The 11,707-nt window shown below is 67.7% G+C and carries 11 protein-coding genes, 1 tRNA gene and 2 pseudogenes; 3 read left to right on the top strand and 11 right to left on the bottom strand.

Features of this window, described 5'->3' with window-relative positions; translation table 11 throughout:
• Positions 1 to 1,021 precede the first annotated feature (1,021 nt).
• The 6 genes and pseudogenes from ACWFR3_RS45485 to ACWFR3_RS45460 form a co-directional block, all read right to left on the bottom strand.
• Entirely contained in the window at positions 1,022 to 1,228 is a 207-nt protein-coding gene (locus ACWFR3_RS45485) for a hypothetical protein (protein ID WP_453740603.1), read from the bottom strand.
• 9 nt (positions 1,229 to 1,237) lie between these two features.
• Positions 1,238 to 1,351: pseudogene (locus tag ACWFR3_RS45480) on the bottom strand (helicase associated domain-containing protein); the annotation flags it as partial.
• A 301-nt stretch (positions 1,352 to 1,652) separates the two neighbouring features.
• A tRNA-Met gene (locus ACWFR3_RS45475) sits at positions 1,653 to 1,726 on the bottom strand.
• Positions 1,727 to 1,784: 58 nt separating this feature from the next.
• Positions 1,785 to 2,357 (bottom strand): helix-turn-helix domain-containing protein, encoded by a 573-nt coding sequence (locus ACWFR3_RS45470; RefSeq protein ID WP_453740602.1) that lies wholly within the window; start codon positions 2,355 to 2,357, stop codon positions 1,785 to 1,787.
• Positions 2,358 to 3,878, bottom strand: coding sequence for a helix-turn-helix domain-containing protein (locus ACWFR3_RS45465; RefSeq protein WP_453740601.1), 1,521 nt, complete (start codon positions 3,876 to 3,878; stop codon positions 2,358 to 2,360).
• A gap of 13 nt (positions 3,879 to 3,891) precedes the next feature.
• The gene (locus tag ACWFR3_RS45460; RefSeq protein ID WP_164247464.1) at positions 3,892 to 4,224 is read right to left on the bottom strand and encodes a hypothetical protein; all 333 of its coding nucleotides are present in this window, start codon (positions 4,222 to 4,224) and stop codon (positions 3,892 to 3,894) included.
• A 56-nt stretch (positions 4,225 to 4,280) separates the two neighbouring features.
• Between ACWFR3_RS45460 and ACWFR3_RS45455 the strand changes: the two genes are divergently transcribed.
• Positions 4,281 to 4,433 (top strand): hypothetical protein, encoded by a 153-nt coding sequence (locus tag ACWFR3_RS45455; protein WP_453740600.1) that lies wholly within the window; start codon positions 4,281 to 4,283, stop codon positions 4,431 to 4,433.
• 263 nt (positions 4,434 to 4,696) lie between these two features.
• Here ACWFR3_RS45455 and ACWFR3_RS45450 read toward each other — a convergent pair whose 3' ends face one another.
• Entirely contained in the window at positions 4,697 to 5,434 is a 738-nt protein-coding gene (locus ACWFR3_RS45450) for an SDR family NAD(P)-dependent oxidoreductase (RefSeq protein WP_453740599.1), read from the bottom strand.
• Positions 5,435 to 5,518: 84 nt separating this feature from the next.
• Here ACWFR3_RS45450 and ACWFR3_RS45445 point away from each other — a divergent pair, with 84 nt between their 5' ends.
• Together ACWFR3_RS45445 and ACWFR3_RS45440 are read left to right on the top strand one after the other, a co-directional pair.
• Positions 5,519 to 6,127, top strand: coding sequence for a TetR/AcrR family transcriptional regulator (locus ACWFR3_RS45445; protein WP_453740598.1), 609 nt, complete (start codon positions 5,519 to 5,521; stop codon positions 6,125 to 6,127).
• Between the two features lie 219 nt (positions 6,128 to 6,346).
• The gene (locus ACWFR3_RS45440; RefSeq protein WP_453740597.1) at positions 6,347 to 6,844 is read left to right on the top strand and encodes a hypothetical protein; all 498 of its coding nucleotides are present in this window, start codon (positions 6,347 to 6,349) and stop codon (positions 6,842 to 6,844) included.
• A gap of 78 nt (positions 6,845 to 6,922) precedes the next feature.
• Here the strand turns inward: ACWFR3_RS45440 and ACWFR3_RS45435 are convergent, their stop codons facing one another.
• From ACWFR3_RS45435 to ACWFR3_RS45420, 4 genes and pseudogenes are all read right to left on the bottom strand, one after another.
• Positions 6,923 to 7,549: a DUF6461 domain-containing protein gene (locus ACWFR3_RS45435; RefSeq protein ID WP_453740596.1), complete on the bottom strand. Its 627-nt coding sequence runs from the start codon at positions 7,547 to 7,549 to the stop codon at positions 6,923 to 6,925.
• Positions 7,550 to 7,633: 84 nt separating this feature from the next.
• Complete coding sequence (locus tag ACWFR3_RS45430) at positions 7,634 to 9,001, bottom strand: FG-GAP and VCBS repeat-containing protein (protein ID WP_453740595.1); 1,368 nt, start codon at positions 8,999 to 9,001, stop codon at positions 7,634 to 7,636.
• Positions 9,002 to 11,082: 2,081 nt separating this feature from the next.
• Positions 11,083 to 11,295: a hypothetical protein gene (locus ACWFR3_RS45425; protein WP_453740594.1), complete on the bottom strand. Its 213-nt coding sequence runs from the start codon at positions 11,293 to 11,295 to the stop codon at positions 11,083 to 11,085.
• A gap of 103 nt (positions 11,296 to 11,398) precedes the next feature.
• Positions 11,399 to 11,585, bottom strand: a pseudogene (locus ACWFR3_RS45420) (hypothetical protein); the annotation flags it as partial.
• Positions 11,586 to 11,707 lie beyond the last annotated feature (122 nt).

Here is an 11,707-nt window from a genome sequence, read left to right as displayed (position 1 = left end):
GGTCAAGGCCGGCTCGTTCGTCCAGCTCCTGGCCTCGGGGCAGCCCGAGGTTGTACCGCTCAGGCGGACCCGCCCGGGGTGCCGGGGCTCTCTGATCGGTTTCAGGGTGGTCTGATGTTTTCCTGTCGAACGGTGCGTCTGCTGCAGTATTCTGGACCCTTTTTGACGCTGCCTCAATGATCTCTCTTTTATGCCACAATAACTCGTATGCCGAAGAGGATGTGTGGGTTCGGACCGGCGGAAAGACCTTCACTGCCGACACTATTAGGGGAATGGACAACAGCGAACCCTGCTATCTCCAAGTCAAGGTGACTGGAGCGGGAGTCTTTGAAAATCCGTGGCCGTATTCCATACCGGGATGAGGGATTGACCGACGAGGAGCGGCGGCGTTACTCCGATTCCATGCTGCCTGTGGTTGTCGCGCAGGGGCTCCTCGACGCGATCGCGGCCTGTGCGGCGGACGGCGGGCATTGGCTGCTCGGCTTCGAGGACAACTCTGCGTGTACGGAGGTGGGTTGGGTGCGTAGCGAGTTGGGCAGGAGCGGGCTGCCGCCACAGCGGCGTGCGGATGCAGGGCCTTCGGTTACCGCGCACACGACGGCGTCGGGCTCTGTGGCCGGGGGCGCGGACGGATCGGAGACGATGCCGGCGGGCGATCGTGCGCTGCTTGCCCCGGGGGTACCGGCGAGACAGTCATCGCCGGCGGAGTCTGGATGAGCGGGAGCGGATGCTCGCCCAAGTCCCTGCGCACTAGTGTGTCCCCGGTAGGCCGTCCGTGGCACCCGGGGTCGGCGGGCAGTGGCAGTGACGTGGAGTACGAGGAGGACGTCGCGGCGAGCGGCGAGCAGCGTTGCGGGGCCAAGCACGGAGGTCTCGGGCGGAGCTGTGTCCTGTGTGAGGGCCATGTGGGGTTGCACCGTGGGCACAGCCCTGCCGATGTCCTCGCCTGTGGGGACGGCGACGCCGACGTCTACGACGATTGAGGGCTGGGCGGTGCTTGCGCATAGTTGGGCGGCAACGGTCAGGGGGGCGAGGTGAGCTTGCCGAAGGCCCGGCGCAGGACTTCTTGGTCGACGCGGGTGCGGCCGGTGCGTTTGAGGGCGGTGTGGGTGAGAGCCGTCAGGCGGGCCCAGTTACGGAAGTTGCCGTGCGCGGCCCGGCTGTCGGCGTAGGTGATGTGGTCGGGGTCGGCGTCGGCCCGGGCAGCTTTGTTGTCGTCCCAGACCATGCCGAGGTTCTCGCGCTCGGTGATCCAGTCGGGAGAAAGGGTCCCCTGCTGGTAGGCGGTGCGCTGGCCGGTGATGAAGGTGCCCAGACGGTAGCCACAGGCGTCTTCGTAGTCGCAGGGGGCGCGGAAGTGGCCGGGAACCGGTCACTGGTAGAGGAAGTCTGTCCAGCACATCTGGAGTCCGGCGAACAGGGTGACGGTGGTGTCCGCTGCCTCTCGGTGGCCGAGGGGCGGAAGAGGGTGTCCGCCGTCGCGTCTTCCTCGACGAGCTCGGCCGTGCCTTCACCACCAACGAGTACGCGGGCCGCTCGCACGCCGTGCCGGGCACTCGCACCAGGTAGCCCAGCGGGCCCGCAACTGGCGGGCGCCCCTGAAATGCGACAGGGTCCGGATCCTCTTGGTGGATCCGGGCCCTGCTCGGCAGTAGCGGGGAGAGGATTTGAACCTGCGACCTCTGGGTTATGAGCCCAGCGAGCTACCGAGCTGCTCCACCCCGCGTCGGTGAAGCCACCCGTACGCCATCCCGCAGGGTCCGCAGACGGCCTCCGGCCAGGGGCTATGCAGCGAAGCCGACGTTGGTGCAGTACTCGTACGCTCCGTACTGGGATCCCAGATCAGGCAGGATGTCGTCAGTCCAGGCCGCGTCCAAACCGTGGTGGTCACCGGCCGCCCACGCGTCGACGATCCGGTCCCAGCGGCGCACGTTCATGTGCCGGAAGGGAACGTCGCGCTGCAGCGGGCGGGCGACGCCGGACTGGTTGAGGGGGTGGATCTCCACCCTGGTGCCGCCGTTCGCGTTGAGGCGCTTGAGCAGGTGTCGGGCCACGTTCTGCCGGCGCACCGCCCGGTAGGCGTCGTCGATCTTTTTCAGGTTCTTCGCCGAGGGCTGGCGCTTGCCCTGCAGCCACGCCTTCAGTGTGCGGTCGGTCACCGTCAGCCCGGCATCCCGGGCGGCCTGACGGGCGTGGTCGGACCTTGTCAGGTAGTTCAGGCGGGCCGTCAGTCCGCGTTTTGCGGTGACGGGGGTGGCGATGCCGCCGGCGAGGTCGTCGAGCTTCCGCCCGACGAGTTCGCTTCCCTTGACGCCGCTCGCGCCGAACTTTCCGAAGTCACTATTCCTCTCCGGCATCTACTGCTCCTCCCCCGTCGTGTCGGTACCCGCGGTGTAGAGGTCTTTGACCTTGACCTCGTTAACCCCACGGCCTTCGGGGAAGACACGGCGCCAGTCGCCGATGACGTGGAGTTCGTCGGTGCCCATCGCACGGACGACGGCGAGTCCTTCGCCGTGGGCTTTGAGCGCCTTCATCCAGAGGTTGGCGAAGGCCTGGGAGCGGATGATGTGCATCCAGTCCGGCCGGTACAGCTCCCGGTTGTAGTTCGACTCCCCCATGGTGGAGACGAACTTCGAGTACATCGCCTTCACGTACTCCAGGGTGACCGCGTCGCCGGTGGCGATGGCGGTGTCGCGGGCGTCCTTGAGCGTGATGCGGAACTTCTCCAGCAGGTTCTCCGTCGCCCCCGAGGTGTAGGACTCGTGGACCTCCGGAGCCTCGCACAGCCCGTACTTCGGGCTGGACAGGCGCAGTAGGAGACGCAGGGTGGGTTCGGTGACCCATAGGGGTCCGGGTTCGTCGCGCTCGCCGATCGGGTTGGGCAGCACGGCGTGGTGTTCCCAGGCGGGTGGGGTGATCAGGTGGACTCCGGCGCGGCGGCGGTCGTGCGGCCTGCCGGTGGTGTGCTCGAGCTGCCCGAGCGGCAGATGAGTCTTGAGGGCGGACAGATAGGCACCGTTGATGTCCAGTGCCGTTACCTCATGAACGCCGGGCGGCAGTTCGGCGCGGGTCCACTTGGGGCGGGCCTCCCAGATCTGGTCCGCGCCCCGGGAGGTCTGCTTCTTCAGGATGTCGGGAATCCAGGGGTGGGCGATCACGTCGTACCGGGCGCCCTTGCGGGTCTCGTCCAGCAAGCGCATCGCGTCGCCGATCGCCTTCTTCAACAGCGCCGCGGTGGCCGCTTCCATCTCGCCCTGGTGCTCGGTGAGCGCTCCCTCAACCGCCGTATGGATCAAGCCCACCGGGCCTGACGGCTCCTGGAATGCCCGGCGGGCCGGGCCCTTGGCACGCTCCGGCGGTTTCGGGGCCGGGGCGGGCCGGTCGGCGACCGGGGCTGGCTGCGCCCGGGCTGTGCTGTCCTGGCATTCGGCTGGGTCCAGGTGCTGGGCGAAGCCCTCCACCCGCTGTCCGGCCGGATGCCCGCACAGCACGCACGGCTCCGGCGCGGTGAGTACCTCGACTTCGTCCCCGTCTTCGGGCTCGGAGGAAGCGGGCTGGGTTGCAGCGGCGGCCTCCGTCGCGACGGGCTCGGTCGCACTGGGCTCCGCCGTCGGCTCGGTTTCGGGCGTGGTGTCGGTGGCGAGCTTGGCGCTCAACCCGTCGAGGAGGTAGGCGTACTTGGCGCGCACCTCGCCGACCGGATCCCGGCCGGCTTCCCAGGCGCTGACCGTGGACGGGCTCACCCCCAGGGCGCGGGCCACCTGAGCCTTGGACAGCGCAGCCTGCTCGCGCAAGGCGCGGCGGGCTTCGGCGTCCGGGAGGTCGGTCTGCGGGCCGACGGAGGCGAGGAGCGAGTCGATCGCGTCGAAGTCACTCACCGGGACGATCCCTTCAGATGTAGGTGACGGGGTTGCGGGACAGGTGCGGGCTCTTGGTGGCGCGGCCGACACGGTCGTCGCCGCGCAGCAGCTCTCCCTGGAGGGCATAGCGGTCGCCGTGTTTGGAGATCCCGGTGATCGTCGCGACGGCGAGGACGGTGCCTGACGTGTTGATGATCTGCACCTCGTCTTGTGAGAGGGCGCGGTCGGCGTTGAACTTCCAGATGCCGCGGCCGGCCTCCCAGGCCTCGTCCTCACTCATGCCGGGGCGCCATCCGATGGTCGTCCGTTCGAGCATGTCGTCGGGGCCTGCCTCGCGCTCGGGGCCGATCTGGATCTGCAGCACCCGTTCACCTCCCGGAACCTGAACTCTTCAACTTGTTACTAAGTTACCGTCCGAGCATGCAACTTCGCAACAAGTTAAGAAGTATTCAGCTTGCCTGGCCCCAGTACGACTTCACCGCTCCGGCGCTCGACACGAAGGAGCCCCACTCCATGACCAAGGCGTACGGCGAAGTACTGCGCGGCATCCGCACCGGCCCCTGCTCCACCTGATGCACGACCGGCGCGGAGCTGATCCACATCCGGTTCACCGACGACTGCGACATCCGCCGCTGCAACGAGTGCGGCGGCCAGAACAAGCTCGGAATCCTGGTGCACGCCCGGCCCAGCGAAGTAACGCACCCCGGCGCAAACTGATCCCTCGCCCCGGCCTTCGGGTCTCCGCCTGCCGCCAGCCCGACGGCAGGCGGAGACCCCTGCGCACGCTTTCGACCTGGACGCAGCCTTCTCAACCAAGTTGCCGCCTTGCAGGTCAATCAGGCCCTGGTGTAGCCGCCGTCGGCGAAGAGTTCGGCGCCGGTGACGAACGACGAGGCGTCCGAGGCCAGGAAGAGGGCGGCCTCGGCGATCTCCCCGGCGTCGGCCAGCCGCCCCAGCGGCACGACAGCCTCGGCGAACCGGTCGGCGTCCGGCCCCGCGGCGCCCAGCAGGCCAGGGGTCCGTGTGGGGCCCGGGCTGAGCACGTTGACCCGGAACCGGCGCTCCCGCGACTGCCGGGCCCAGTTGTGCACCAGGTTGCTCAGTGCCGCCTTCGAGGCGCTGTAGACCTCGAGTTGCTCGTTGGGCCGCACGCTGTTGCTCGAGCCGACGACCAGGACGGACGCGTTCTCTGCCAGCAGCGGAAGCGCCTTCTGCACGGTGAACAGCGGGCCCTTGACGTTGACGGCGAGGGTCAGGTCGACGTTCGCCTCCGTGTGGGCGCCGAGCGCGGCGTCCGCGACGATTCCCGCGTTGGCCACCAGCACGTCGATACGTCCGGCCTCCTCGCGGACTCGCGCGTAGAGCGCGTCCAGGTCGGCCAGGACCGAGACATCGGAGCGCACGCCGGTGGCCGCAGGGCCCAACTCCCCCACTGCCGCTTCAAGGCGGCCGGCGTCCCGGCCGGTCACGAAGACCTGTGCGCCCTCCCGGACGAAGCGGTGGGCGATGGCCAGCCCGATCCCGCTGGTCCCTCCGGTGATCACGGCCACCTTCTCCTGCAGCACGCCTGGCATGTCGAACCCCTTCAGTTGTGGAATGGATCGTCCACAACGTAGGCAGTAATGGACGATCGAGTCAAGAATGGGTAGGCTGAGATCATGCCGAGACCACGCGCATTCGACGAACGCCACGTCCTGGAGCAGGCCCGCGAACAGTTCTGGGCGACCGGCTACGCAGGAACCCGGATGGACGACATCGCCCGGACGACCGGCCTGGGCAAGGGCAGCCTGTACGGCGCATTCGGCGACAAGAGCAAACTCTTCCACCGCGTGTTCGGCGACTGGTGCACCGCAGTCGTCGAGGTCGCCGAAGAGCGGCTGGCAGGCGGCCCCGACTCAGAGGCCCTGGCCCGGCTGTCGCAATACGTGCACCTCATGGCGGAGAACACCGCCTCCGACACCGAGCGCCGCGGATGCCTGCTGGCCAAGGGCGCAGCGGAACTGGCCCAGCACGATGCGACGATCGCCGGACAGTCCGCGAAGACCATGACGGCACTACTGAACCTGCTGCAGACGGAGATCAGCACCGCCCAGCGCCACGGCGACATCGACCGCGCCGCGGACCCCGAACGGCTGGCGGCGCTCCTGCTCACAGTGGTCCGCGGCATCGAGGCAACCGGCAAAGCCGGACTGGACCCGGCAACCCTGCGGCATGTCGCAGACACCGCACTGGCCGTCCTGCCCGCACCCCCGGACCGCCGCTCCTGACGGGGGCACAGGTGAACGCCGGTCCCCGAGCCCGACCGCAGTGGCCGGTAGTCGTGAACGGGCGCGGTCGGCCGATCGGACAAACGCCCGGACAAGCTGCCCTGGAACACGGCCGACAGGGCACAACGGACTCCGCCGTCCCGGCTTCCCGTACCGGCCCCTGCCGACGTCCCAGCGGCACGAGCCGGTCTGTCAGAGGCACCGGATAACTTGCGGACCATGGGAAATTCAGGCGGATCGCTGACAGCCCGGACCACGGGGGAACTGCACCAGCTCATGCGGGCAGCAGGCTTCACGGGCATCGACGACACGGAGGCACTGGCGGAGGGCTGGCAGGTCACGGACTTCGCCGACTCCGCACCCAACAGCCTGGCCGACCTCGTCCGGCAAACGGGAACGCCGGCCGTCATGGTGTCCTTCCACGACAGCGACGTCGGTTTCATCGAGGCCCTCACCCCGGACGGCAACAGCTGGCACGGCCTGCTCAACCGGGAGACGGCGCAGAGCTACGAGATACCCCTGGAACACTTCCCCGTCGACCCCGCCGTGGCCGGCGCACTCGCCTGGTCGGCCGCCGCCGGACTGACACCCGACGAGGAAGCCCTCCGGCAGACGCTCACCGGATCGGCCCTGTTCGCCGAAGAACTCTCCTCAGCCCTCCTGGCCGCCCTGGGACTGCCCGGCGCAACCCAGCCACCACCGCCGGCCAGGACCTAGGGAACTCCGTGACCCCAGCCCGGGCTCCCTGAAGTGTCTGTACACCTGCATCGTCCACGCCCCGGCGACATGCCGCTGCTACCAGGAGGACGGGGGCGATGTGCGGGTCACCACGGCAGGCAGCCGTCCGCTCTCGATGGCCTGCCGCGGCAGGGACAGTTGGAAGTGCTCGCCGATGACCGCCAGCACCTGGCGTCGCCGTGCATGCGCCGAGAGTTCCTCGTCCGGGCCCAGCATGTCGTCGACGGAGTCCTGCGGCGGGATGACTCCGGCCGCTTCGAGGGCCGGGCGCAGCAGATCGGGCCGGGCTCCGGCGGGGTGATAGCCGGCGCCCAGCTCGAAGTGCAGCTGCACCTCGCCATCGGCGTGGTAGCTGAAGAAGGCGGGCGGATCGTCCGGACGCGGGTCGAAGATCAGTACCTCGGCTCCGCGGGACACGGCCGGGTCCAGAGCCCAGCCTTCGCTGCCCCCGCTCTCCACGACGAACGACCAGTCCCCGGCCCGGCCGATACGCCCCACGCAGTAGACCTGCGCCATGTCGACCAGGCCAAATGCCTCCTGCAGGGTGGCATCCGACCGGACCTCCAGCGGCTCGTGATCGGCCATGCGCTCAGCCAGGTCCCGCGGACCCAGGCCACGGGCACAGGTGATGTAGAGGCCCCCGGCGTTCCAAGCATCGGCGACCCACGCAACACCGTCAGACACGGCCACCTTCTCTCCTTCGGGGGACGCATTGCGATGTGCCGCTCGACGGCGTTCTTCTTCGTCGGGAGGGGGGAGCTATTGCAGCTACTGCAAGAAGCCGTCGACGGGCGCATCGTCGTATTCCGTCGCGCCCGCCGTCGTGATGCCGCCGGGTGAGCCGGGCAGCCGCAGAGAGTCGAGGGCGCTCACGTACAGGTCGGCCTTTTTGTCTCCGTCTGTGTCGCGCAGCCGTACCAGGCCGCCGAACTGGTCATCAGCCGTCAACGGACCCGGCACACCGGGGGTGTTGCGGGCGAACCACTGCGAACCGGCGCCGGACAGGCCGCTCGCCCGGCCCTTGAAGACATGCACGCCGCCCGCGTACTCCCGGCCGTCGATCTCCTCGCCCCGCACACCGACCGCGAGATCCGCGTAGCCGTCGCCGTTGGCGTCGCCCGCCGAGACGGATGAGCCGAACTCGTCGTAATTCTCCGCGGATCCGGCGACGCCACTGGTCGACTGGGTCAGGCGGGCGCTACGGGACGGGCCGCCGGATGCGCCGTACCAGACGCTGACGCGGCCCTTGTGCTTGGAGTAGAGGGAGGTGCCGACGGCGATGTCGCCGTAGCCGTCCTTGTCGAAGTCGGCGATGACACCGTCTCCGCCGCGCTCGGAGCTGCCGCCGTTGCCGGACTGCGACTCCAGGCGCAGGCTCTTGCCCGGGGCCAGCGAGCTCGCGCCGCCCTTGATGAACCAGGCGTCGGACGCGATGGATTCGGAGCTGACCACGTCGCCGATGATCGCGAGGTCGGTCTTCTTGTCGCCGTTGACCTTGCCGGAGATCAGGGCCGTGGCGTAGAACGACGTCGTCTTGTCGAGCTTGGTCACGGTGCCGGTGGTGCCGGAGCGCTTGAGCGGGCCGCGGTAGACGTAGGTCATGGATTCATTGATGACGGCCAGGTCCTGCTTGCCGTCCCCGTTGAAGTCGCCGGTCGCCAGGTCTTTGCCCATGTAGTTGTTGCGGCCCGGGTTCTTGTTCGGGAGCGTCGTGCCCTTGGACAGGCCGGAGGCGGAGCCCCACAGGAGGGTCACGGCGCCCTGGTCGGCGCCGTCGGAGCCGTTCTCGCCGGTCGCCGCCACCGCGAGGTCGCCGTATCCGTCGCCGTCGAAGTCCGCCGCGGCCCGTACCTCGCCGAACATGTCATCGGCCTCGTCGGAGCCGGGCACGCCTGAACTCCCCTGGGTGATGCGCTGCTGCGTCGAGCCGGGCCCGGTGGCGGTCCCGAAGACGACGGTGACTCCGCCGCCCCCTCGGGCGCTGAAGCTCGAGTACGCGTAGTCGCGGTAGCCGTCGCCGTTGAAGTCATCGCCGTGCTTCGCCGGCGCGGCGACCGCTGCCGCAGCAGGCAGGGCGAGAGGGGTCAGGCCCGCCACCAGGAAGGCGGCGAGCGCGGACGATGTCGGGATGCGCATGAGTGTCGGGGTTCCTTGCGAGTCGAGAGGCAGCGAGAGTGACAGGGCCACAGGCGGTGGCGTCAGTCGGCGATCCGGGCGCCGGGACGGGGCGCATGGTCAGGTGGTGCGTGGGGGCGCCGCGCCGTTCACCGGAAGCTGTCCCAGGTAACGCGTGGGGTCGGCGATCAAGAGACCGGTGGCAGGGCCGAAGGGTTGTACGGGACACACGGAAACGTCGACAGAAAAACGTCGTAAGTCCTTGACGGGGCGTTCATGCAGGGCGCACCCAGGACATCGTGACCCCGCTGCGTCCGTGCTTCGGCGCGCTCCGCCGGGAGAAGAACCTGCCTTCGCTCTCAGGGCATGAGCGGGCCGGTGGAGTGATCACCGGCAGGAAATCAACGCCGCAAGTAAGGGGTTTTGTGCGCGCCGAACGAACTGCAGGAAGCCCGCGTTGCAAGCCTGCTCCCGACATCTCGGCTCAACCGAACTCGCGGCGGCAAGGCTGATCAGCCCGTTGTGGAAGTTGGTGTCGCTGAGCTTGAGCCTGGCCCACTGCCGTCTGCCGCCAACCCGCGACGGCTCACTCCACAGCGAAAGAGTGCGCGTCGCCGGGTCAGGTATGCCGCCCCCCTCGATTCGCCCATATACCCCCAAAGAACATGTAAACGAAGAGGATTACCAACATCGCGATCCCTATGGCCAACCTCGCACCCTGGCCAAGTCCCGTCATCAACCCCAGAAGCGGCCAGAACAGAAGACCGAGGATCAGAAGGCCGCCTATAAACACGCCTAGTCGCGCCGAGTATTTGTCCACTTATATTCCCTTTCGATCTGCGTGCGGAGAGCGCTGCCGTGCCCCCGTAAGTCGGTCAAATTGCTGGTCTCTGTTCAGGGTTCGACCCCTCCGCGCGCTCCATCTGCGCTCCCTTGTCATTGCAGATGCCAGGCCGGTACAAGCAGGCAGGTCCACTCGCCACGCTCTACTCTCCGGAGCTAGCTGCACGCGACAGCGGCGCAGTGCTGTGGGGGACGCTGCGCGGTGGGCAACCGAGATTTCCCACCGCGTTGTGGTGTCGGGTCAGGCCTACGACGGCACCGTCGGAACGACCGGCCTGAGGGGCGGAGTCCCGCGCAGACCTGGCGCGTCCTGACCCGATGCAGCCACCTGAGCCGAACCCCTCAGTAGCCACTGAACCGCCGAAAAGCCACGAAAGAGAGACAGGCCACTACCAACACGGCCCCCTCAACCATCCAGACAACTCCGGCACCGGCGCCACTGACAGCGGCGATCGCGAAGCCGATAGCGGCCAATGCGAAGAGCGCGCCGACAGCGATGACTCTCGCCTTGGCGGGGGTTGACATCAGAAGGCCTCCTCGAAGAACTGCCAAGATGCTCCCGCCGCACCGACTGGCGTTCCAGCCTCAAGGACCGTGGGTGGACAACCTGCTACGGACACGCATGCGCGGGCCGTAGCTACTGCGGCAGCCCAGCTGCGGCGACCAGTACCGACCCCATACCCCCTGCAGGAAGTTCGAGCCGTCGAGCAGGCCACTACTCGAGACCGGAGGGTGCCGGGTCGGGTGAAGCGCCCGACGTCGGCGTCGTAGTAGCAGGCCGCGCAGTGGTATATGCCGATCCGGTCTCGGGTAGCCGCCGACGATTCGGCAAGACTGGACAACCCCCTTTCGGTACTCGCAGAGCGGGAGACACCACGGGATTTGCAGAAGTAGGAATTTTCCCTCGTGCCGGCCTCGTCAGCGACGGCGACGGCTACGGCTACGGCTACGGCTACGGCTACGGCCGAGGACAACGGTGAGGCGGGCGCACCCACGTACCTTCAGGCCTGCCCCGCTCAGCGCCGGTTCTTGCTCCGCATGAGCAGAGCCACGAGAACGATCGCGAAGACAACGAAGAGGATGACGAATAATGTCGCTCCTCCGCTAGACGCCCACATCTTGGCCAGTTCGACCGACGACTTATGTTCCATGACTTGTCTCCATCTGTGAGGCCTGGACGGAAGCAGGCCGTTCGGTCTCCGGGGTTCTGCCAATGGTGCGGCCTTCAGATCCGATGAGCCCGGCGGCGAACAATCGGACTAGCGTGTCAGCTCGCCGATGAGGCCGAGCAGAGAAACGATGAGAAATACGATACCGAGTCCCACAAAGAGGATCCGGGTGTTATTTCTGGCAAGTTTTGCATTGCTCTCACCTACCCTTGCGGACAGCATTCTTTGCTGACCACGCGCGGCATATATTCCGATCAATATAGCCAGAACGCCAAGCACCGCGAAAACAAGGGGACCAGTCATCAAATCCTCCCAGAACAGTCTCTCGGGGAAATCGCTGACGGCGTATCTACCGAGGGAGGACGCCGTACCGCCCGCGGATCATCGGTCTGCTCGGCGCTCGCGTCACGCCACGATGGCCGTACGAATAGGGTGTTGACCTTCGTGCCGGTTTCGTCGGCCGTGGCCACGACCGAGCCGAGGGCATCGGTGAGGTAGTAATTCGCCTTCCCGTCACGGGTCATGGAGTTCAGTGTGCCCCCGGGTTCCCGGTTGAAGCCGGTGTCCACATCCCTCGGTGAGATGGCGGAGAGCCAGCGGACTCCGCGAGCCGGTGCGCACGGCCGTAGCTCGGGCCTCGGGGCCGGGCAAGGGCCCCGGCCCCCCGCGGGGGTTGCAGTTCAGTAGCGGGGGGGGTGACCACATAGCGGTGGAA

Source organism: Streptomyces sp. NPDC055189 (genome assembly GCF_053606765.1).
The sequence above is the reverse complement of the archived record's forward strand: the minus strand, read 5'-3'. Positions and strand labels throughout refer to the sequence as shown.

Coding starts and splice junctions, on each gene's coding strand:
- ACWFR3_RS45455 (WP_453740600.1), top strand. CDS start 4,281: ATGCAACTTCGCAACAAGTTAAGAAGTATTCAGCTTGCCTGGCCCCAG.
- ACWFR3_RS45430 (WP_453740595.1), bottom strand. CDS start 9,001: ATGCGCATCCCGACATCGTCCGCGCTCGCCGCCTTCCTGGTGGCGGGC.
- ACWFR3_RS45450 (WP_453740599.1), bottom strand. CDS start 5,434: ATGCCAGGCGTGCTGCAGGAGAAGGTGGCCGTGATCACCGGAGGGACC.
- ACWFR3_RS45485 (WP_453740603.1), bottom strand. CDS start 1,228: ATGGTCTGGGACGACAACAAAGCTGCCCGGGCCGACGCCGACCCCGAC.
- ACWFR3_RS45470 (WP_453740602.1), bottom strand. CDS start 2,357: ATGCCGGAGAGGAATAGTGACTTCGGAAAGTTCGGCGCGAGCGGCGTC.
- ACWFR3_RS45440 (WP_453740597.1), top strand. CDS start 6,347: ATGGGAAATTCAGGCGGATCGCTGACAGCCCGGACCACGGGGGAACTG.
- ACWFR3_RS45425 (WP_453740594.1), bottom strand. CDS start 11,295: ATGACTGGTCCCCTTGTTTTCGCGGTGCTTGGCGTTCTGGCTATATTG.
- ACWFR3_RS45445 (WP_453740598.1), top strand. CDS start 5,519: ATGCCGAGACCACGCGCATTCGACGAACGCCACGTCCTGGAGCAGGCC.